The 18,761-nt window shown below is 72.5% G+C and carries 20 protein-coding genes; 12 read left to right on the top strand and 8 right to left on the bottom strand.

Translation table 11 applies throughout. The features are described 5' to 3' along the window. Nucleotides 1-8 precede the first annotated feature (8 nt). A complete protein-coding gene (pstC, locus tag KYY02_RS02430; RefSeq protein ID WP_371235675.1) occupies nt 9-1,025 on the bottom strand; it encodes a phosphate ABC transporter permease subunit PstC in 1,017 nt (338 codons plus the stop codon). 192 nt (nt 1,026-1,217) lie between these two features. Beyond that, a complete protein-coding gene (locus KYY02_RS02425) occupies nt 1,218-1,415 on the bottom strand; it encodes a hypothetical protein (RefSeq protein ID WP_371235674.1) in 198 nt (65 codons plus the stop codon). A gap of 657 nt (nt 1,416-2,072) precedes the next feature. Here KYY02_RS02425 and KYY02_RS02420 point away from each other — a divergent pair. Then, the gene (locus tag KYY02_RS02420) at nt 2,073-2,855 is read left to right on the top strand and encodes a DUF5707 domain-containing protein (protein WP_371235673.1); all 783 of its coding nucleotides are present in this window, start codon (nt 2,073-2,075) and stop codon (nt 2,853-2,855) included. A 343-nt stretch (nt 2,856-3,198) separates the two neighbouring features. Here KYY02_RS02420 and KYY02_RS02415 read toward each other — a convergent pair whose 3' ends face one another. Next, nucleotides 3,199-3,891 carry a PH domain-containing protein gene (locus tag KYY02_RS02415; protein WP_371235672.1) on the bottom strand — a complete coding sequence of 231 codons (693 nt, stop codon included), beginning with the start codon at nt 3,889-3,891 and terminating at the stop codon, nt 3,199-3,201. Nucleotides 3,892-4,003: 112 nt separating this feature from the next. Between KYY02_RS02415 and deoC the strand changes: the two genes are divergently transcribed. From deoC to KYY02_RS02400, 3 genes are read left to right on the top strand one after another with little or no spacing between them, the layout of a single operon-like run. Next, on the top strand, nt 4,004-4,957 hold the full coding sequence (gene deoC / locus KYY02_RS02410; protein WP_371235720.1) for a deoxyribose-phosphate aldolase: 954 nt from the start codon (nt 4,004-4,006) through the stop codon (nt 4,955-4,957). A gap of 5 nt (nt 4,958-4,962) precedes the next feature. Beyond that, nucleotides 4,963-6,399 carry an aldehyde dehydrogenase family protein gene (locus KYY02_RS02405; protein WP_371235671.1) on the top strand — a complete coding sequence of 479 codons (1,437 nt, stop codon included), beginning with the start codon at nt 4,963-4,965 and terminating at the stop codon, nt 6,397-6,399. Further along, nucleotides 6,392-7,279 (top strand): aldehyde dehydrogenase family protein, encoded by an 888-nt coding sequence (locus KYY02_RS02400; protein WP_371235670.1) that lies wholly within the window; start codon nt 6,392-6,394, stop codon nt 7,277-7,279. The genes KYY02_RS02405 and KYY02_RS02400 overlap by 8 nt, the downstream gene beginning before the upstream one ends. An 82-nt stretch (nt 7,280-7,361) precedes the next feature. On the opposite strand, the gene KYY02_RS02395 is transcribed toward KYY02_RS02400, so the two are convergent. After that, nucleotides 7,362-7,700: a hypothetical protein gene (locus KYY02_RS02395; RefSeq protein WP_371235669.1), complete on the bottom strand. Its 339-nt coding sequence runs from the start codon at nt 7,698-7,700 to the stop codon at nt 7,362-7,364. A 145-nt stretch (nt 7,701-7,845) separates the two neighbouring features. On the opposite strand from KYY02_RS02395, the gene KYY02_RS02390 reads away from it, so the two are divergent. Further along, entirely contained in the window at nt 7,846-8,469 is a 624-nt protein-coding gene (locus KYY02_RS02390; protein ID WP_371235668.1) for a uridine kinase family protein, read from the top strand. 289 nt (nt 8,470-8,758) lie between these two features. Here the strand turns inward: KYY02_RS02390 and KYY02_RS02385 are convergent, their stop codons facing one another. Continuing rightward, complete coding sequence (locus KYY02_RS02385) at nt 8,759-9,496, bottom strand: SigE family RNA polymerase sigma factor (protein WP_371235667.1); 738 nt, start codon at nt 9,494-9,496, stop codon at nt 8,759-8,761. 243 nt (nt 9,497-9,739) lie between these two features. On the opposite strand from KYY02_RS02385, the gene afsQ1 reads away from it, so the two are divergent. The 5 genes from afsQ1 to KYY02_RS02360 all read left to right on the top strand — a co-directional run bounded on the left by afsQ1 (nt 9,740) and on the right by KYY02_RS02360 (nt 13,556). After that, a complete protein-coding gene (gene afsQ1, locus KYY02_RS02380) occupies nt 9,740-10,417 on the top strand; it encodes a two-component system response regulator AfsQ1 (RefSeq protein ID WP_030830243.1) in 678 nt (225 codons plus the stop codon). Beyond that, nucleotides 10,414-12,015 (top strand): ATP-binding protein, encoded by a 1,602-nt coding sequence (locus KYY02_RS02375; protein ID WP_371235666.1) that lies wholly within the window; start codon nt 10,414-10,416, stop codon nt 12,013-12,015. The genes afsQ1 and KYY02_RS02375 overlap by 4 nt, the downstream gene beginning before the upstream one ends. After that, nucleotides 12,012-12,632, top strand: a complete 621-nt coding sequence (locus KYY02_RS02370) for a hypothetical protein (RefSeq protein WP_371235665.1) — start codon at nt 12,012-12,014, stop codon at nt 12,630-12,632. The genes KYY02_RS02375 and KYY02_RS02370 overlap by 4 nt, the downstream gene beginning before the upstream one ends. An 82-nt stretch (nt 12,633-12,714) precedes the next feature. After that, nucleotides 12,715-13,311 (top strand): VanZ family protein, encoded by a 597-nt coding sequence (locus KYY02_RS02365; protein WP_371235664.1) that lies wholly within the window; start codon nt 12,715-12,717, stop codon nt 13,309-13,311. Between the two features lie 44 nt (nt 13,312-13,355). Beyond that, entirely contained in the window at nt 13,356-13,556 is a 201-nt protein-coding gene (locus KYY02_RS02360; RefSeq protein WP_371235663.1) for a PspC domain-containing protein, read from the top strand. A gap of 87 nt (nt 13,557-13,643) precedes the next feature. Here KYY02_RS02360 and KYY02_RS02355 read toward each other — a convergent pair whose 3' ends face one another. Then, entirely contained in the window at nt 13,644-13,991 is a 348-nt protein-coding gene (locus KYY02_RS02355; RefSeq protein ID WP_371235662.1) for an ATP-binding protein, read from the bottom strand. A gap of 137 nt (nt 13,992-14,128) precedes the next feature. Beyond that, on the bottom strand, nt 14,129-15,286 hold the full coding sequence (locus tag KYY02_RS02350; protein ID WP_371235661.1) for an adenosine deaminase: 1,158 nt from the start codon (nt 15,284-15,286) through the stop codon (nt 14,129-14,131). A gap of 113 nt (nt 15,287-15,399) precedes the next feature. Between KYY02_RS02350 and KYY02_RS02345 the strand changes: the two genes are divergently transcribed. Beyond that, entirely contained in the window at nt 15,400-16,161 is a 762-nt protein-coding gene (locus tag KYY02_RS02345) for an alpha/beta hydrolase (RefSeq protein WP_371235660.1), read from the top strand. Nucleotides 16,162-16,231: 70 nt separating this feature from the next. Here the strand turns inward: KYY02_RS02345 and KYY02_RS02340 are convergent, their stop codons facing one another. After that, the gene (locus tag KYY02_RS02340; RefSeq protein WP_371235659.1) at nt 16,232-17,194 is read right to left on the bottom strand and encodes a LysR family transcriptional regulator; all 963 of its coding nucleotides are present in this window, start codon (nt 17,192-17,194) and stop codon (nt 16,232-16,234) included. Between the two features lie 63 nt (nt 17,195-17,257). Here KYY02_RS02340 and KYY02_RS02335 point away from each other — a divergent pair, with 63 nt between their 5' ends. Continuing rightward, entirely contained in the window at nt 17,258-18,559 is a 1,302-nt protein-coding gene (locus KYY02_RS02335) for an MFS transporter (protein ID WP_371235658.1), read from the top strand. Nucleotides 18,560-18,761 lie beyond the last annotated feature (202 nt).

Genomic DNA, 18,761 nt, shown 5'->3' with positions numbered 1-18,761 from the left:
CGTTCTCCTCAGGAGTCGCTCGCCGCGCCGGAACGGCTGCGGGCGACGATCGTCGATGCGGCGAAGTTGACGACCAGGGTCATCAGGAAGAGCGCGAGGCCCGCGGCCATCAGCGCCGACATGCCGATCTCGGACGCCTCCCCGTAGCGCAGGGCGATCAGGGAGGAGACCGAACTGGTGCCGTTCTGCAGGATGTGCGGCTGGATCACGAACACCGGGGAGATCACCAGGTAGACGGCGATGGTCTCGCCGAGCGCCCGGCCCAGGCCCAGCATGGTGCCGCCGATCATGCCGCCCTTGCCGAACGGCAGGACGACGCTGCGGATCACGCCCCAGCGGTTCGCGCCGAGCGCGTACGCGCCCTCCCGCTCGCCGACCGGGGCCTGCGAGAAGACCTCCCGCATCACCGAGCAGATGATCGGTGCGACCATGAGGGACACGACCATGCCGGCGATGAAGGTCGAGGAGGTGAAGACGGTCGCGGTCGCGAGCGGGTCCTGTGGGTCGGATCCGTCGACCTTGAACACGGGGATCCAGCCGAGGTAGGTCGAGATCCACCGGGAGACCGTCACCACGTGCCCCTGGAAGAAGAACAGCCCCCACAGGCCGTAGACCACCGACGGCACGGCGGCCATCAGGTCCACGGTGCTGATGAGGGTCCGGCGGATCCGGGACGGGGCGTACTCGGAGATGTAGAGCGCGGTGCCGAGGGCCATCGGTACGGCGAACAGGATGGCGACGAGTGCGATCAGGACCGTCCCGACGAGCACCGCGGCGATGCCGAAGTTGCCGCCGTCGGGCTCCCACGCCTCGGTGGTGAGGAAGTCCCAGCGCGCGACCTCCAGCGCCTGCCAGGCGCGGTAGGTCAGGAAGCCGCCGACCAGCAGCATGATGGCGAGCACCAGACCACCGCCGCCGCGCAGGACGCCCCGGAACACTCGGTCGGCGGCACCCGTGTCGGGATGCAGGCGTCTCGGCGGGTCGTCCGCGGCTTCCGCGGTCGCCTCAAGGGTTCTCGTCGTCACGTGTCCCGACGCTCCTGAGGCGTCATGGACGACTGCGCACGGCCATGTGAACAAGACGTCCCCGAGAGGCAACTTCCGGGTTCGCCGTGAACGCGGTGCCCGAGGAACGCGACGGGGCCGGGGCCCGCCGACAGGGCGGACCCCGGCCCCTGGGGCCGCCGGTCGGTCAGTGCCGTGTCCCCGGTGCGCCGCTCACTCCGACTCCCCCCACACGATCGGCCCGCCCGATCCGTGGCCGGCCAGCAGCGCCCGGAACCGGTCGTAGGCGGCCTGGCAGGTCGAGTGCCGCTCGTAGGCGCGCGCCGACACGGCGAGGGCACCGCCGGAAGGGTCGCGCAGGCGCCAGACCCAGCCGCTGCCTCCCGAGGTGTGGTGCACGGCGCCGGGCATTTCCGTCACCTCGGCGCACAGCCGCTCGAACGCCGTCCGGCAGTCGTCATGATTCCGGTAAGTGCGCGCTCCCACAGCGATGACCCGTCCGTTGGTCGCCGTCAGCCGCCACGAATAAGTTCCGTCTGCGCCAATGTCTATGTAGCAGCGCGTGCCGTGCACGGCAGCGCCCCCTCCTCGTGCCGTCATCCATCCCCACCCCTGCGTTTTTCGGCATCGGAAAGCCGCGCCCCGAATCATGATTCATCGTTCAAGCGGCACCCGCAGGCTAGTGAGGCGGGAGTGACGCACGATCGGCATCGTTTGGCGCACGCGACACGCTTCATGTGAAAGTTGCCCCTCGTTCACGAGCGACGCCGTGCGCTCCGGCCGCGACCGACACCCCACCTGACGGCGAGTCAGACGACCGGCACGGAGCCGGGGCACGCGACGGCGACCCCCAGGCCCACTGAAATTTCAGCCGAATTTCCCCTTCGGATTTCCGCCGGGAGCGCCCGTCCGATATTCGCGCGCATTGTTCCAGCGGAATCGAATGCGACTTCCGGGCCACGCACGGAACATTCACAAAACCTGACGCCATGGGTACGCTGCAGACGTCAAATTCAGGCCCGCCGTCGATATTGCGTCGGGCTTCGGTATTCACCGTGGGGATTTCGCATGCGTATGAAGACCGTGTCCAGATCCGTCGTCGCCGCCGCGTGCGGCGTCATGGTCGTGTCCGCTCTCGCCGCTCCCGCCGCGCACGCGGACGAGCGGTTCGGCGACACCGACATCACCGGTGTGGTCGTGGGGGGCGGCGACCCCGTCGTCCTCGGCACCGCCCCGAGAACGGTGACGGTCGAGGTCACCGCGACCGACCCGGCCGGCCTCCAGGAGATCGACGCCACCCTGTACCACGGTTCGTTCTCCGCCCAGGACGCCACCGTCGCCTCGGAGGCGGCCTGCGGACCCACCGGCGCGGCCACGACGACCTGCACCCTGACCTTCTCCCTCGTCCCCGGCACGGCCCCGGCCGACGACGCGCAGGCCGGCACCTGGAACGTCAGCGCCTACGCGATCGCCGCCGACGGCGACGCCGTCTTCCTGGACACCGCGGCCTCCTTCGACGTGCGGCGCGAGACCCTGCTGACCGCCGACGCCGCGCCCGGGAAGGTGCGCCGGGGCAGGATCGTCACCGTCACCGGTGACGTCCGGCACGCCGGCTGGGCGGCCGGCGCACCCGTCGCCGCCGCGGCCGGACAGGAGGTCGAGCTGCAGTTCCGCAGGGAGGGCCGCTCCGCCTACCGGACCGTCAAGACCGTCACCACCGCCGCCGACGGCACCGTCCGCGCGGCCGTCCGGGCGTTCCAGGACGGCTCCTACCGCTGGTCGTACGCCGGTACGGCCGGCACCGCGGCGGCGGTCTCCGCGGCCGACTCCGTCGACGTACGCCTCCGCTGAACCGGACGGCACCGAACACCGGCGCCGGGCGTCCCGTACCGACACCCGGCGCCGACCGGCCCGCGCGGCGCGGAGCGGCGGCCATCACGGGTCCACCGTGGGCCGCCCGAGGAGGGGCGGGGGCAAGGACCGGCGGCCCGGGAGCATCCCCGGGGCCGGGAACCTGGAGGGGAGGGGCCGGCGGGGGTGAGACCACCCGGCGGGGGCCGCGGCCCCCGCCCGTGCGGTCACGCAACCCGACGCACCTGGCGACCGGCGCCTTCAGTCCGGGTGCGCCACTCGGCCGGCACCGTCGACGCCGCGGACATCCGCCCCACCGGACATCCGCCCCACGCCCCCGCTCTCACCCGACGGCGAGCAGGACCGCCAGCAGCACGGCCCCCGCGGCAGCGGGAGCCGCGATCCCGTAGGCCCACCGCACGGTCACCTCGCCCTGCGCGGTCTCGGCACCCTGCCGCCGCTCGTGCAGCTCGCGCATCTCGCCCATCGCCCGGTCGCTCTCGTGCCGCCGGGGCCCCTCGGCGGGGCCCACCGCACCACGACCACCCCGGCCGCCGCGTCCGCCCCCGTCCCCGAGCGCGGCCCGCGCGGCGGCCCGCGCCTCCTGCCGGTTCGCCTTGCTGCGGGCCCGCAGCGACACCGGGAGGGCCCACAGCTGGTACTTCGCGCCGGACTCGGCGAAGACCTCGTTGGTGAAACCGGACCGCAGCGAGGCGACCCGTCCCCAGGGCAGCACGATCACGCGGAACGGGTTGCGCACGCGCAGCCGGTCGTCGTTCACGTACACGGCGGGCCGCAGGGTGTAGGCGACGACCAGCGGCACGAGGAAGAGCATCGCGGCGAGGGCCAGCCACGGGGTGCGGCCCTCCCCGGCGAACACCGCGTCGACGCCGAGCCATCCGATGAGGGCGAGCAGCAGCACACCGCCGACGAGACCCGCGGGCGAGCGGTAGATGCGGTCCTGGTACTGGGGCGTCGCGGACCCGGCCGCGTTCATGGGCTCCGGGTCGGGCGACTGGTGCTCGGGGGACGTCATGCTCCCGATTCTGCACGACGCCCCGAAGGAGGCCGTACGCAGTGGAAGCCGTACGCGGTCCGCCGCGGGACTGTACAGCCGCTACGCGCGTAGATATGCTCGTCTGGTGACCATGCCCACCACTGCACCACACGCTCTCAGCGACGTCACCGCGTCCGACGGCACGCTGCGCCGCTTCCTCCACGGGCTGCCCGGCGTCGACGCGGTCGGCCTGGAGGCGCGCGCCGCCGCCCTCGGCACCCGTTCGATCAAGACGACCGCGAAGGCGTACGCCATCGACCTCGCCATCTCGATGGTCGACCTGACGACGCTGGAAGGCGCGGACACCCCGGGCAAGGTCCGGGCGCTCGGCGCGAAGGCGGTCCGTCCCGACCCGACCGACCGCACCACGCCCGCCACGGCCGCGGTCTGCGTCTACCCCGACATGGTGGCCACGGCGAAGGAGGCCGTCGCCGGCTCCGGCGTCAAGGTCGCCTCCGTCGCCACCGCCTTCCCGGCCGGCCGCGCCCCGATCGCCGTGAAGCTGGCGGACGTCCGTGAGGCAGTCGCCGCCGGTGCGGACGAGATCGACATGGTCATCGACCGCGGGGCGTTCCTCGCGGGGAACTACCTGAAGGTGTACGACGAGATCACCGCCGTGAAGGAGACCTGCGGCACGAGCGCGCGCCTGAAGGTCATCTTCGAGACGGGCGAGCTGTCGACGTACGACAACATCCGCCGCGCCAGCTGGCTCGGCATGCTGGCCGGCGCGGACTTCATCAAGACCTCGACCGGCAAGGTCGCCGTCAACGCGACCCCCGCGAACACCCTCCTCATGCTGGAGGCGGTCCGCGACTTCCGCGCCCAGACCGGCGTCCAGGTCGGCGTGAAGCCGGCCGGCGGCATCCGCACGACGAAGGACGCCGTCAAGTTCCTGGTCCTGGTCAACGAGACCGCGGGCGGGGACTGGCTGGACAACCACTGGTTCCGCTTCGGCGCCTCCTCGCTGCTGAACGACCTGCTGATGCAGCGTCAGAAGCTGGCCACCGGCCGTTACTCCGGCCCCGACTACGTGACGGTGGACTGATCACCATGGCATCCGCATTCGAGTACGCACCGGCGCCCGAGTCCCGCTCGATCGTCGACCTCGCCCCGTCGTACGGCCTGTTCATCGACGGTGAGTTCACCGAGGCGGCCGACGGCAAGGTCTTCAAGACCGTCTCCCCCTCCACCGAGGAGGTCCTCTCCGAGGTCGCCGAGGCCGGCGAGGCGGACGTCGACCGCGCCGTGAAGGCCGCCCGCAGGGCCTTCGAGAAGTGGTCGGCGCTCCCCGGCTCCGAACGCGCGAAGTACCTCTTCCGCATCGCCCGCATCATCCAGGAGCGCAGCCGCGAGCTCGCCGTCCTCGAGACCCTCGACAACGGCAAGCCGATCAGGGAGACCCGCGACGCGGACCTCCCCCTGGTCGCCGCGCACTTCTTCTACTACGCGGGCTGGGCCGACAAGCTCGACCGCGCCGGCTACGGCGCGAACCCGCGGCCCCTCGGCGTGGCGGGCCAGGTCATCCCCTGGAACTTCCCCCTGCTGATGCTGGCGTGGAAGATCGCCCCGGCGCTCGCCACCGGCAACACGGTGGTCCTGAAGCCCGCCGAGACGACCCCCCTCTCCGCCCTGTTCTTCGCGGACGTCTGCCGCCAGGCGGGCCTGCCCAGGGGCGTCGTCAACATCCTCACCGGCGACGGCCGCGCCGGCGCCGCGCTGATCGCCCACCCGGACGTGAACAAGGTCGCCTTCACGGGCTCCACGGCCGTCGGCAAGGAGATCGCGCGCACGGTCGCGGGCACCCGCAAGAAGCTCACCCTCGAACTGGGCGGCAAGGGCGCCAACATCGTCTTCGACGACGCGCCTCTCGACCAGGCCGTCGAGGGCATCGTCAACGGCATCTTCTTCAACCAGGGCCAGGTCTGCTGCGCGGGCTCCCGCCTGCTGGTCCAGGAGTCGGTCCACGACGAACTCCTCGACTCCCTCAAGCGCCGCCTGACCACGCTCCGCCTCGGCGACCCGCTGGACAAGAACACCGACATCGGCGCGATCAACTCCGCCGAGCAGCTGGCCCGGATCACCGCGCTCGCCGACCAGGGCGAGGCGGAGGGCGCCGAACGCTGGTCCCCGGCCTGCGAACTCCCGGAGAACGGCTACTGGTTCGCCCCGACGCTGTTCACGAACGTCACCCAGGCGCACACCATCGCCCGCGACGAGATCTTCGGCCCGGTCCTGTCCGTCCTCACCTTCCGCACGCCGGACGAGGCCGTCGCCAAGGCCAACAACACCCCGTACGGCCTGTCGGCGGGCATCTGGACGGAGAAGGGCTCGCGCATCCTGGCGGTCGCGAACAAGCTCCGCGCGGGTGTGGTCTGGTCCAACACGTTCAACAAGTTCGACCCGACCTCGCCGTTCGGCGGCTACAAGGAGTCGGGCTTCGGCCGCGAGGGCGGCCGCCACGGCCTGGAGGCGTACCTCGATGTCTGACCGACTCAACGTGCTGAAGACCTACAAGCTGTACGTCGGCGGGAAGTTCCCGCGTTCCGAGAGCGGCCGGGTGTACGAGGTGACAGACGCGAAGGGCAAGTGGCTGGCCAACGCCCCGCTCTCCTCCCGCAAGGACGCCCGTGACGCGGTGGTCGCCGCGCGCAAGGCGTTCGGCGGCTGGTCCGGCGCGACGGCGTACAACCGCGGCCAGATCCTGTACCGGATCGCGGAGATGCTCGAGGGCCGCCGTGACCAGTACGTCGCGGAGGTCGCCGACGCCGAGGGCCTGTCGAGGTCGAAGGCGGCGGCGCAGGTCGACGCGACGATCGACCGCTGGGTCTGGTACGCGGGCTGGACCGACAAGATCGCCCAGGTGGTCGGCGGCGGCAACCCGGTCGCCGGCCCGTTCTTCAACCTGTCCTCCCCCGAGCCGACGGGCGTGGTCGCCGTGCTCGCCCCTCAGGAGTCCTCCTTCCTGGGCCTGGTCTCGGTGGTCGCCCCGGTGATCGCGACGGGCAACACGGCGGTCGTGGTGGCGTCCGAGAGGTCCCCGCTCCCCGCCCTCTCCCTCGGCGAGGTGCTGGCCACCTCCGACCTGCCCGGCGGCGTGGTCAACATCCTCTCCGGCCGCACGGCGGAGATCGCCGCCCCGCTCGCCGCGCACCAGGACGTCAACGCGATCGACCTCGCGGGCGCCGACGAGGTGCTGGCGAAGGAGCTGGAGGTCGCGGCCGCGGACAACCTCAAGCGCGTCCTGCGTCCACAGCCTGTGGACGACTGGTCGGCGACGCCCGGCACGGACCGCCTGACGGCCTTCCTGGAGACCAAGACGGTCTGGCACCCGACGGGTTCGCTGGGCGCGTCCGGCTCCGCGTACTGAGCCGCCCCCCGCACCGCCGGAGCGCCGTACCCCTCCTCCGTCCGGGAGGCGTGCGGCGCTCCGCCGTTCCGTGCCCGCCCGGTCAGCGGCGCAGCACCTTCGCCGCCCGGCCGGCCACCGGAACGCTGCCGACCGACGGCGCCTGGGCGACCGGCCCCGTCACCTCACGCGAGTCCACCGGCCGGAAGTCGGCGACCTGGGTGCCGACGCCGTTGTCGAGCGGGTCCACGCCGGTGCCGGCGAGCGGGTTGGGCTTGAGGTCCGCGACCGTGCCCACGGCCCGGCCGGTGTCGTCGAGGAGCGAGCCGGAGGCCGCGGCCGCCGCCGTCGCCGCACCGCCCCCGAGCGTCACCGAGGCGGTCGCGAGAACGGTCAGGGCGCGTCGGGCGGCCGACGTCCTGGGTGCCTTGTGTCGGGCCATCGCTCTGCCACCTGCCGCTTCCGCTGGGTAACCCGGTCGACGCGAAGAGTAGTGGACGTGTGACGCGCGCTTCAAAGCCGCACCGCGGGGCGTACGCCGCCCGGACGATGCCTCAGACTGGTGTCCCGTGAGTTCCCAGTCGCCCATGTCCTCGCGAGTCGTGCTGCTCTGCGGCCCCTCCGGCTCCGGCAAGTCCCTCATCGCGGCCCGTTCCGGTCTCCCCGTGCTGCGCCTCGACGACTTCTACAAGGAGGGCGACGACCCGACCCTGCCCCTCGTGGCGGGCAGCTCCGACATCGACTGGGACCACCCCGGCTCCTGGGACGCGGACACCGCCGTCGCCGCGATCGACCGGCTGTGCCGCACGCGTCGTACACAGGTCCCCGTCTACGACATCTCGCTGAGCGCCCGTACCGGCGAGGCGACCGTCGACATCGGCGGCACGCCGCTGTTCATCGCCGAGGGCATCTTCGCCGCGGAGATCGTCGAGCGCTGCCGTGAACGGGGTCTGCTGGCCGACGCGCTGTGCCTGAACCGCGGTCCGGTGCGGACGTTCCGGCGGCGGTTCGTGCGGGATCTGAAGGAGGGCCGCAAGTCGGTGCCGTTCCTGCTGCGCCGCGGCTGGCGGCTGATGCGGCTGGAGCGGTCGATCGTGGCCCGTCAGACGGCGCTGGGCGCGTACGCCTGCGACCGGGACGAGGCGCTGGGCCGCCTCGCGAGGGCGGCGGTCGCCGGGCGCACGGCGACGGGGACGAGCGCGGCGGCCTGACGGCCCCGGAGCACGTACGAAAGGCGGGACCGGGCGGGCCCCCGGCCCTCCAGTCCCGCTGTTTCGCACTCCCCCGTGATCACCCGGATCCCTCTTGGTCCCCCGGATCCGCAGAGGCCCCCCGTGATCTCCTCGTGCTTCCCCCCTTCCGGTCCCCCGTCCGCCGCGGTGGCGTCCCCCGACGCCCCCGCGGTCCCCCGTTCGCCGCGGTGGCGCCCCCCGGCACCCCCGCGGTCCCCGGGTTCTCCGGAATCCCCCCGGATCCCAGGTCCCCGGTTCCCCCGTACCTTCAGGCGACGAGCTCCCCGAAGGCGTTCTCCTCGTCACGGCCGAAGCTGAGGACCTCGTCCTCGCGCAGCCGGCGGAGCGACCGCCAGATGCTGGACTTCACCGTGCCGACACTGATGCCGAGGATGTCGGCGATCTCCGGGTCCGTGCGGCCCTCGTAGTAGCGCAGGACCAGCATGGTGCGCTGGAGTTCGGGCAGCCGGGCCAGCGCCTGCCACAGCACGGCACGCAGCTCGGTGCCGCGCATCGCGTCCGTGTCACCGGCCGTCTCCGGCAGTTCCTCGGTCGGGTACTCGTTCAGCTTGCGGCGGCGCCACGCGCTGATGTGCAGGTTGGTCATGGTGCGGCGGAGGTATCCGCCGACCGCCGCCTTGTCGCTGATCCGGTCCCACGCCCGGTAGGTCGAGAACAGCGCGCTCTGCAGCAGGTCCTCGGCCTCGAAGCGGTCGCCGGTCAGGTGGTAGGCGGTGGCGTACAGGGAGGCGCGGCGCTCCTGGACGTAGGCGGTGAACTCCGCCTCGCTCAGCGAGCGTCGCTCCCCCGGGTCCTCCCCGTACGCGTTCCCCCCGTTCGTGTCCCCCGTGGGCGCGTCGACCACCGTCATGATCGTGGTGTGCTGACGCCCGGCGCCGCGGGCGCACCCCCGCACGCCCGCCGCACCGGACTTCTCGGAACCCCGGTGCACGTCGTGCAGACGCGTGATCACTGCGCTGGTGCTGGTGCCGTGCAGCGTGTTCATCTCGCGCCCCCCCGTGTGGACTTCCGTTGTTCTGCCCTGCTGTTGTGCTTGTGCCGAAAAGCTTGCCCGGGGACCTTCATGGCCGTGTCAGCCGACTGTCACAGGCGTGTCACAAGGGCCGGTCACGGCGGGCCCGCGGGTCCTTCACAGCCGTCCGTGCACGGAGCGGCACGTATCCGGGCTCAAGGGGCATCTGCCGTCCACGGGTCGAACGGGAAGCCCTCCATGGGCCAGAATGGGCCCGTGCCTTCACTGTTGCTGATCGAGGACGACGACGCCATCCGCACCGCCCTGGAGCTCTCGCTGACGCGCCAGGGTCACCGGGTGGCGACCGCTGCCAGCGGTGAGGACGGTCTGAAACTGCTGCGCGAGCAGCGGCCGGATCTGATCGTGCTGGACGTGATGCTGCCCGGCATCGACGGGTTCGAGGTGTGCCGGCGCATCCGGCGCACGGACCAGTTGCCCATCATCCTGCTGACCGCGCGCAACGACGACATCGACGTGGTGGTCGGGCTGGAGTCCGGCGCCGACGACTACGTCGTCAAACCGGTGCAGGGCCGGGTGCTGGACGCCCGCATCCGGGCGGTGCTGCGCCGCGGCGAGCGGGAGTCCAGCGACTCGGCGACCTTCGGCAGCCTGGTCATCGACCGTTCGGCGATGACGGTGACGAAGAACGGCGAGGACCTCCAGCTCACGCCGACCGAACTGCGGCTGCTCCTCGAGCTGAGCCGGCGGCCGGGGCAGGCGCTGTCCCGGCAGCAGTTGCTGCGGCTGGTGTGGGAGCACGACTACCTGGGCGACTCGCGCCTGGTGGACGCGTGCGTCCAGCGGCTGCGCGCCAAGGTCGAGGACGTGCCGTCGTCCCCGACCCTGATCCGTACCGTGCGCGGTGTCGGCTACCGGTTGGACGCACCTCAGTGACACAGGAGCACCGGAGGGGGGCCGGCGGCTGGTCCGCCGCGCGCAAGGGAGTGTGGTCACGGCTGCGGTTCACCAGCCTGCGGCTGCGGCTGGTCGTGGTGTTCGGGCTGGTCGCTCTCACCGCAGCGGTGTCCGCGTCCGGCATCGCGTACTGGCTGAACCGCGAGTCGGTGCTGACCCGCACCCAGGACGCGGTGCTGCGCGACTTCGAGCAGGAGATGCGCAACCGGGCGGGCGCGCTGCCCGAGCACCCCACTCAGGACGAATTGCAGCGCACGGCCGGTCAGATGGCGAACAGCAGCCAGCGCTTCACCGTGCTGTTGGTCGCTGACAGCCCCGGCGGACGGACCGTGTACGGCAGTTCGGGCGGCCTGAACGGCTTCTCGCTGCAGGACGTGCCGGTCCCGCTGCGTGAGGCGGTGACCGAGCGGCAGAAGGTCACGTCGAACAACAAGTACCCGCACCGTCTGTACTGGCAGCGGATCGTCGACGGCGACACCCCCTACCTCGTGGCGGGGACGCGGGTGATCGGCGGCGGGCCGACCGGCTACATGCTGAAGTCGCTGGAGACGGAGGCCAAGGATCTCAACTCGCTGGCCTGGTCGCTGGGGATCGCCAGCGGGCTGGCGCTGATAGGTTCCGCGCTGCTCGCGCACGCGGCGGCCACGACGGTGCTGAAGCCGGTGCAGCGGCTCGGGACGGCCGCGCGGCGGCTCGGGGAGGGAAAGCTGGACACGCGGCTGAGGGTGTCGGGCACCGACGAACTGGCGGATCTGTCACGGACGTTCAACAAGGCGGCCGAGGCGCTGGAGAAGCGGGTGGCGGACATGGCGGGGCGCGACGAGGCGTCCCGGCGGTTCGTGGCGGACATGAGCCACGAGCTGCGTACGCCGCTGACCGCGATCACGGCGGTGACCGAGGTCCTGGAGGAGGAGCTGGAGTCCGAGGGCGGCGGCATCGACCCGATGATCGAGCCCGCGGTACGGCTGGTGGTGAGCGAGACCCGACGGCTGAACGACCTGGTGGAGAACCTGATGGAGGTGACCCGCTTCGACGCGGGCACCGCCCGGCTGGTCCTCGACGACGTCGACATGTCCGACCAGATCACCGCCTGCATCGACGCGCGCGCCTGGCTGGACGCGGTCGATCTGGACGCCGAACGCGGCATCCACGCCCGCATCGACCCGCGTCGGCTGGATGTGATCCTGGCGAACCTGATCGGGAACGCGCTCAAGCACGGCGGGTCGCCGGTGCGGGTCTCGGTGCGGGAGGACGGCTCGGAGGGCACCGGGGACGGGGGCGCGGTGGTCGTCGAGGTGCGGGACCACGGGCCGGGCATCCCGGAGGAGGTCCTGCCGCACGTCTTCGACCGCTTCTACAAGGCGAGCGCCTCGCGGCCGCGTTCGGAGGGCAGCGGTCTGGGCCTGTCCATCGCGCTGGAGAACGCCCACATCCACGGGGGCGAGATCACCGCTGCCAACTCCCCGGAGGGTGGAGCGGTGTTCACCCTGCGGCTGCCGCGGGACGTGTCCGCGCAGAGCCCTTCGGAGAAGTCGGGCGACGCCGAGGACGAGGTCGTCGAGGGGGACGCCCGATGAACGTACGGACTGCTCTGCGGCGCACACGGGGACTGCTCGCGGTGGGAGCGCTGGGCGCGCTGCTCGCCGGGTGCGGGATACGGGCCACGGAGGTGCCGACCGACTTCGGGCCGGCGCCGTCGCGGGCACGCTGCTCACTGGCCGAACCGGAGGCGCCGACGCAGCCGGAGCGGGGGCTTCCGGTGCAGGTGTTCCTGCTGTGCGGGTCGTCGCTGGTGGCCGTGGACCGGGCGGTGCGGGTACCGGACGGGGCGGCGGACTCGCGGCGCGTGCTGGTGGCGCAGGGACTGCTGGACGCGTTGTCCCAGGAGCCGTCGGCCGCCGAGCAGCAGGCCGGCTACGGCACGCGGGTAGGGCGCGGTACGACCGTGACCGGTCCGCGGCCCGGCGATCCGGAGGACACGCTGCGGCTGAGCACCGCGCCCGGGAGTCTCACCTCCGCCGGGCTCGCGCAGATCGTGTGCACCTTCTCCGACTCGGCGGCGGCCGAGGGCGACGGCTCGGTGGTCCTGGGCGGCCCCGACGACGCCCGGCCGCGCCGCTACGCGTGCACGGACGAGGTCCGGTCCCGTCCGGAGGCCGGGGAGCCGCCGTCCTCGGAGGTCACCGGCGGGTGAGCCCCGGCTGTGGCGCATGCCTCGTGCGGTGAACGGACGACGTCCCGGAACCGATCGTGCCGGGGAGCGCGTCTAGGGGGGCGTGCAGCGTCAAGGCCTCACCGGCGGCTCCGCCGCGACCCGTATCCGTGTGACAGGGGGTCTCCTCCTCGCCGCGTATCTCGCGTTCGTCGCCTGGTACACGCTGCGCCCCCTGGACGTCCCCTGGGTGATGCCCGCCAATCTGCGGCCGCTGCACGGCATCCGGGGCGACTTCGCGCTGGGCTGGGCCACGGGGGCCCGCCGGCTCTGCGAGGGGCTGGCGCTGCTCGCACCGCTGGGTGTGCTGCTGCCCATGGCCGGGGGCCGGCTGGCCGTCTCTCGGCTGGGTTCACTGATCCGCGCCACGGCGGCGACCGCGCTGGTGTCGCTGGCCGTCGAGATGCTGCAGACCGCGGTGCCGGGCCAGGTCGTGGACGTCGACTCGCTGCTGCTCAACACGGCGGGCGCGGCGCTCGCCCATGCGGCCGTGGTGCCGGCGGGCCGCGCCCGGCTGCGCCGCCGGGCGGTACGGCGGTCTCTCCCGGCCCTCCTCCCGGAGGAGGCGGCTCAGGGGAGGACCCCGACGATTCCCAGGGTCGGAGTCGCCCCGTGGAGTGATGCTTTGCCCCCTTCGTCTCCGTACCGTGGAGTGCACTGAGGCAGCCGGTCGGGAGGCCTCGCACCACTCACCGAGGAGCCGCTATGAGCCGTCTCGCCCGCCCCACCAACGGCCGCATGATCGGCGGAGTGTGCGCCGCACTGGCCCGGCGCTTCGGCACTTCCGGGACCACGATGCGGGTGATCTTCCTGCTGTCGTGTCTGCTTCCGGGGCCGCAGTTCCTGCTGTACATAGCGCTGTGGATCCTGTTGCCCTCGGAGGACAAGGCCCGACCGGCCTGGTGACCCCGCGGCGCCGCCTTCCGCGCGTACGCCGATGGGGCGCGACCCGGTTCCGGGTGCGCCCCATCGGTACGTCTTCGCCTGGCGGGGTCAGACGCCGACCGGCACCCCGTTGAGGGTGACGCCCTGGGCGGGCAGGTTCCGCACCGGCACGCCGCCGAGGAGACCGGTGGCCGGGACCTCGGGGGCCACCTGCCGGGCGACCGGCTGCGCGGTCGCCATGCCGGCGTCGGCCAGCTCCTGGCCCGTCGCCAGCGCCCGGTCCGAGCCGGGCAGCACGGTGGACAGCTTCTCCGCCGGTACGACCCGGTCGACGGTGTCCAGCGCCGGAGCGGCGTCCGGGACGGCCGGGGCCGCGTTGGCGGCGCCGGCGCCGACCGCGGCGAAGGCGGCACCCAGCACGGCGACACCGAGGGTCTTGGCAGCAGACTGCTTCATGGAATGCGTCCTCGAAAGGGGATGAGGGGAGTGAGCGGTGCTGAGACCGTAGACACGGGCCCCCTCCCGCCGCAAACATCGACATACGGAGGAACGGTGAAGGCGGGCGGTGTCCACATTCCCCGCCGTCGCCGCTCTCAGCTTTCCGTCGCCGGAGAACCGCTGGTGGAAGCCGTCTGACGGAACAGCCATTCGGATTTCAACTCGGCATATCCGGGCTTGATGACGTCATTGATCATGGCCAGTCGTTCATCGAAAGGAATGAAAGCCGATTTCATCGCATTGACGGAGAACCACTGCATGTCGTCGAGCGTGTACCCGAACGCCTCGACCAGGTGCTCGAACTCCCGGCTCATGGTGGTGTGGGACATCAGGCGGTTGTCGGTGTTCACCGTGGCCCGGAAGTGCAGCCGGCGCAGCAGGCCGATGGGGTGCTCGGCGTACGAGGCGGCGGCCCCGGTCTGGAGGTTGGAGCTCGGGCAGAGTTCCAGCGGGACGCGCTTGTCCCGGACGTAGGAGGCCAGCCGGCCCAGTGCGACCGTGCCGTCGTCGTGGACCTCGATGTCGTCGATGATGCGCACCCCGTGCCCGAGCCGGTCGGCGCCGCACCACTGGAGGGCCTGCCAGATGGACGGCAGACCGAACGCCTCGCCGGCGTGGATGGTGAAGTGGTTGTTCTCCCGCTTCAGGTACTCGAAGGCGTCCAGGTGCCGGGTGGGGGGGTAGCCGGCCTCGGCGCCCGCGATGTCGAAGCCGACGACGCCCAGGTCCCGGTAGCGGTTGGCGAGTTCGGCGATCTCCAGGGCGCGGGCGGCGTGCCGCATCGCGGTGAGCAGGGCGCCGACCCGGATGCGGTGGCCGTTCTCCCTCGCCCGCCGCTCCCCCTGCCGGAAGCCCTCGTTGACCGCCTCGACGACCTCTTCGAGGGTCAGGCCGCCTTCGAGGTGCTGCTCGGGCGCGTAGCGCACCTCGGCGTAGACGACACCGTCCTCGGCCAGGTCCTCGGCGCACTCGGCGGCGACCCGGACGAGGGCGTCGCGGGTCTGCATGACCCCGACGGTGTGCGAGAACGTCTCCAGGTACCGCTCCAGGGAGCCGGAGTCGGCGGCCTCCCTGAACCACAGTCCGAGCTTGTCGGGGTCGGTCTCGGGAAGCCGGGGGTACCCGCTCTCGCGGGCCAGTTCGACGACGGTGCCGGGGCGCAGGCCGCCGTCGAGGTGGTCGTGCAGCAGAACCTTGGGCGCCCGGCGGATCTGCTCCGTGGTCGGGATGTTCGCGATGGTCTGGCTCGTCATTTCCGCACTCTAACTCCTACGCGCGTAGATCGCCGGGTGGACGAAAGCGCCGATACGTAACGGTGACCGCACGGCAGGGTGGAGTACACCCGCACTTCTGAGAATGTTCTGCCATGGCACAGGAAGCGACGCCGGCTCGCACGGCCCGGCTGGGGAGGGCGCTCGGCCCGGGGCCGACGGCGGTGAGCGGAGTGGTGCTGCTGCTCCCCGGCGGCGAGGAGGTGTCCGGCCGCAGACCGTCCGCCGTGCTGGCGGCCGCCTCCGTACGCGCCCTGGGGCGCCGCCTCACCCGCGCGGGCCGGGACGAGAGCCTCGCCGCCCATGTCGTCCACTACCGCTGTCGGGGCTGGAACGGCAGCGAGGCGCACCTCGCGCGCGACGCCTCGTGGGCCGCCGACGAGGCCGTACGGCGCTACGGGGACGTCCCCGTCTGTCTCGCCGGAATCGGCATGGGAGGCAGGGCCGCGCTCCGCGCGGGGGGCCACGAGGCCGTCAACTCCGTGCTGGCGCTGGCCCCCTGGCTGCCGGACGAGGATGTGGCGGCGCCACCCGAACCGGTGAAACAGCTCGTCGGGCGGCGGGTGCTGATCGTGCACGGCACGAATGACGCGCGCAGCGACCCCGAGCTGTCGTTCCGGCTGGCGGCGCGGGCGAAGAAGGCGAACCGGGAGGTGTGCCGGTTCGAAGTCCACGCGGACGGGCACGGACTGAGCCAGTACCGGGAGGAAGTACTGGCGCTGGCGGAGGACTTCGTGATGGGGGCGTTGTTCGGGCGGGCGTTCTCGCGGCCCGTGCAGGATGCCCTGGCGGCGCCTCCGCCGTTGGGGTTGCGGATGCCGCTGGCTGCCGGGTTCGGGAAGTCCTTGCGGCGGTAGCGCCGTCGGGGCTCGCGTCGTGTCGCGGTTTGCGGGCCGTCGGCGGCTGGTCGCGCGGCTCCCCGCGTCCCTAGGCCGGCAGCAGCGTGCCCCTCTTGGAGAGCAGGAACTTCTTGAAGGCCGCCACCGGGGGTGTGTCCGGGCGGCCGGCCAGCCAGGCCACTCCGATCTCCCTGGCCGCCCTGGGGGCGGTGACCGTCAGTTCGACCACCCCGGGGCGGGGGAAGGCCGGCGGAGGGAGGAGGGCCACGCCCAGGCCCGCCGCCACCAGGCCGCGCAGGGTTTCGGCTTCCTCGCCCTCGAAGGCGATGCGGGGTTTGAAGCCGGCCCGGGTGCAGAGGTCGTCGGTGATGCGGCGCAGGCCGTAGCCGGGTTCCAGGGTCACGAAGGTCTCGTCGGCGGCCTCGGCGAGACGGATGCGGCGGCGGCCGGCGAGGCGGTGGTCGGCGGGGACGACCAGGCGCAGCTTCTGCTCGTCGAGGCGGCGGGCGACGAGGTCGGGGGCGTCGGGCACCGGGGAGGTCAGGCACAGGTCGAGTTCACCCGCGCGAAGGCGTTCCAGCATGGCCTCGCCGTAGTTCTGGACCAGGCTGAAGCGGATGCGCGGGTGGTCGGCGCGGAAGGCGTGCAGCAGGCCGGGCACGGTCTCGGCGCCCATGGTGTGCAGGAAGCCGAAGGCGACCTTGCCGGTGGCGGGGTCGGCGTCGGCGCGCACCTCGTCGGCGGCGCGCTCGATCTCGGCGAGGGCGCGTTCGACGGAGGTGAGGAAGGTGCGGCCGGCCGGGGTGAGGGAGACGGTGCGGCCGTGCCGGGCGAACAGCTCGACCCCCAGGTCCTGTTCCAGGCGGACCAGCGCCCTGGAGAGGGTGGACTGCGGGACCTGCATCTCCTGGGCGGCGCGGGTGACGTGCTCGGTGCGGGCGACGCCGGCGAAATAGGCGAGGCGGGGTGCGAGCAGCCTCGACATGTCTTCCGTGTCGCGTGTGTCACTGGTCTGTGACAGCCTCCTCCGTGACCTCTGCTGATGCACCATGGGAACGATTATGGCGATTCCGTGCATTGGACGGATGAGCGGGGGCGTCCGTAGTTTCGAGGCATGACTCCCGCCAGTACCGGGGCGTCCACCGGTGTGGGCGCCGTCGCATCCGTTCCTTCGGCCTCCTCGGCCCGGCCCGCCCCCGAGGCCGTCCCCGAGTCCCGGATGTCTCCGGGCGGCCCCGGGTACCGCCGGATGAGTCTCGCCCTGTTCCTCGCGGGCGTCGCGACCTTCGCGCTGCTGTACTCCACCCAGGCCCTGCTGCCGCTGCTCTCCGGCGACTTCGCGGTGAGCGCGGGTGACGCGAGCTGGACGGTGGCGGCGGCGACCGGTGGCCTGGCCCTGTTCGTGCTGCCGATGAGCGCGCTGTCGGAGCGTTACGGACGGCGTACGGTCATGACGGCCTCGCTGGCCGTCGCGGTGACCCTCGGTCTGCTGGTGCCGTTCGCGCCGTCGCTGGGCGCGCTGGTGGCGCTGCGGGCGCTGCAGGGTGCGGCGCTGGCCGGGCTGCCGGCGTCGGCGACGGCGTACCTCGCGGAGGAGGTCACGCCGAAGGCGCTGGTGACCGCGATCGGGCTGTTCGTCGCCGGCAACAGTGTCGGCGGGATGAGCGGCCGGGTGATCACCGGCTGGGTGGCGCAGGAGTGGGGCTGGCGGGTCGCCGTCGGGGTGATCGGCGTGGTCGCGGTGGCGTGCGCGGTGGCGTTCCGGCTGCTGCTGCCGGCACCGAAGCACTTCCGTCCGGGCTCGCTGCGGCCGCGGGTGCTGGCGCGCACCGTCCGCGACCACCTCGCCAATCCGCTGCTGCGGCGGCTGTACGCGATCGGCGCGCTGTTCATGACGGTGTTCGGCGGTGTCTACACGGTCATCGGGTACCGGCTGACCGAGGCGCCGTTCTCCCTGCCGCAGGGCATCGTGGGCTCGATCTTCCTGGTGTACCTGGTGGGCACGGTCTCGGCCTCCGCCGCCGGACGGCTGGTCGGGCGGCTGGGCCGCCGGGGCGCGCTGTACGCGGGGGGCGGGACGACCGCGGCGGGGCTGCTGCTGTCGCTGGCCGGGTCGCTGCCGGTGGTGCTGCTGGGGCTGGTGCTGATCACGGCGGGGTTCTTCGCGGGGCACACGGTGGCGTCGTCGGCGGTCGGGAGGACGGCGGACGTGGGGCGGGCGCAGGCGTCGGCCCTGTATCAGTCCGCGTACTACGTGGGGTCCAGTGCGGGCAGCACGGTGGGTGCGCTCGCGTTCCACGCGGGGGGCTGGGCCGCGACGGTGGGGGTCGGGCTGGTGGCGGTGGCCGGGGTCGCGGCGATCACCCTGGCCGGGACGCGGGCGGCTGCGCGGGCGGCTGCGGCCCGACCGGCCTGACTTCCCTCGCCCCGCCGCCTTCCCGTCCCCGGGGCTCCGCACCGGAGCCCGCTCCCCGAACGCCGGACGGACTGCCTCTCGGCCCGTCCGGCGCTCGGGGACGAGGCCCGTCCGGGGGCGGAGCGGGGCCCCGGAGCGCCGCCCCTGGGGACGGGCAGGGGCGGCGGAGGCGGGGGACATCCTGCGCCAGCTGCCCTGACCT

Origin of the sequence: Streptomyces pimonensis (assembly GCF_041380215.1) — a bacterium.
GTDB lineage: Bacteria > Actinomycetota > Actinomycetes > Streptomycetales > Streptomycetaceae > Streptomyces > Streptomyces pimonensis.
This window is presented reverse-complemented; position numbering and strand designations above follow the sequence as displayed.

What these genes read in the sequence shown, in the direction of transcription:
- deoC (WP_371235720.1), top strand. Translation starts at nt 4,004, where the DNA reads ATGCCCACCACTGCACCACACGCTCTCAGCGACGTCACCGCGTCCGAC.
- KYY02_RS02340 (WP_371235659.1), bottom strand. Translation starts at nt 17,194, where the DNA reads ATGGTGCATCAGCAGAGGTCACGGAGGAGGCTGTCACAGACCAGTGAC.
- KYY02_RS02405 (WP_371235671.1), top strand. Translation starts at nt 4,963, where the DNA reads ATGGCATCCGCATTCGAGTACGCACCGGCGCCCGAGTCCCGCTCGATC.
- KYY02_RS02350 (WP_371235661.1), bottom strand. Translation starts at nt 15,286, where the DNA reads ATGACGAGCCAGACCATCGCGAACATCCCGACCACGGAGCAGATCCGC.
- KYY02_RS02425 (WP_371235674.1), bottom strand. Translation starts at nt 1,415, where the DNA reads ATGCCCGGCGCCGTGCACCACACCTCGGGAGGCAGCGGCTGGGTCTGG.
- KYY02_RS02415 (WP_371235672.1), bottom strand. Translation starts at nt 3,891, where the DNA reads ATGACGTCCCCCGAGCACCAGTCGCCCGACCCGGAGCCCATGAACGCG.
- KYY02_RS02420 (WP_371235673.1), top strand. Translation starts at nt 2,073, where the DNA reads ATGCGTATGAAGACCGTGTCCAGATCCGTCGTCGCCGCCGCGTGCGGC.
- KYY02_RS02360 (WP_371235663.1), top strand. Translation starts at nt 13,356, where the DNA reads ATGAGCCGTCTCGCCCGCCCCACCAACGGCCGCATGATCGGCGGAGTG.
- KYY02_RS02370 (WP_371235665.1), top strand. Translation starts at nt 12,012, where the DNA reads ATGAACGTACGGACTGCTCTGCGGCGCACACGGGGACTGCTCGCGGTG.
- KYY02_RS02355 (WP_371235662.1), bottom strand. Translation starts at nt 13,991, where the DNA reads ATGAAGCAGTCTGCTGCCAAGACCCTCGGTGTCGCCGTGCTGGGTGCC.
- KYY02_RS02400 (WP_371235670.1), top strand. Translation starts at nt 6,392, where the DNA reads ATGTCTGACCGACTCAACGTGCTGAAGACCTACAAGCTGTACGTCGGC.
- KYY02_RS02335 (WP_371235658.1), top strand. Translation starts at nt 17,258, where the DNA reads ATGACTCCCGCCAGTACCGGGGCGTCCACCGGTGTGGGCGCCGTCGCA.
- KYY02_RS02395 (WP_371235669.1), bottom strand. Translation starts at nt 7,700, where the DNA reads ATGGCCCGACACAAGGCACCCAGGACGTCGGCCGCCCGACGCGCCCTG.
- KYY02_RS02390 (WP_371235668.1), top strand. Translation starts at nt 7,846, where the DNA reads ATGTCCTCGCGAGTCGTGCTGCTCTGCGGCCCCTCCGGCTCCGGCAAG.
- KYY02_RS02345 (WP_371235660.1), top strand. Translation starts at nt 15,400, where the DNA reads ATGGCACAGGAAGCGACGCCGGCTCGCACGGCCCGGCTGGGGAGGGCG.
- KYY02_RS02385 (WP_371235667.1), bottom strand. Translation starts at nt 9,496, where the DNA reads ATGAACACGCTGCACGGCACCAGCACCAGCGCAGTGATCACGCGTCTG.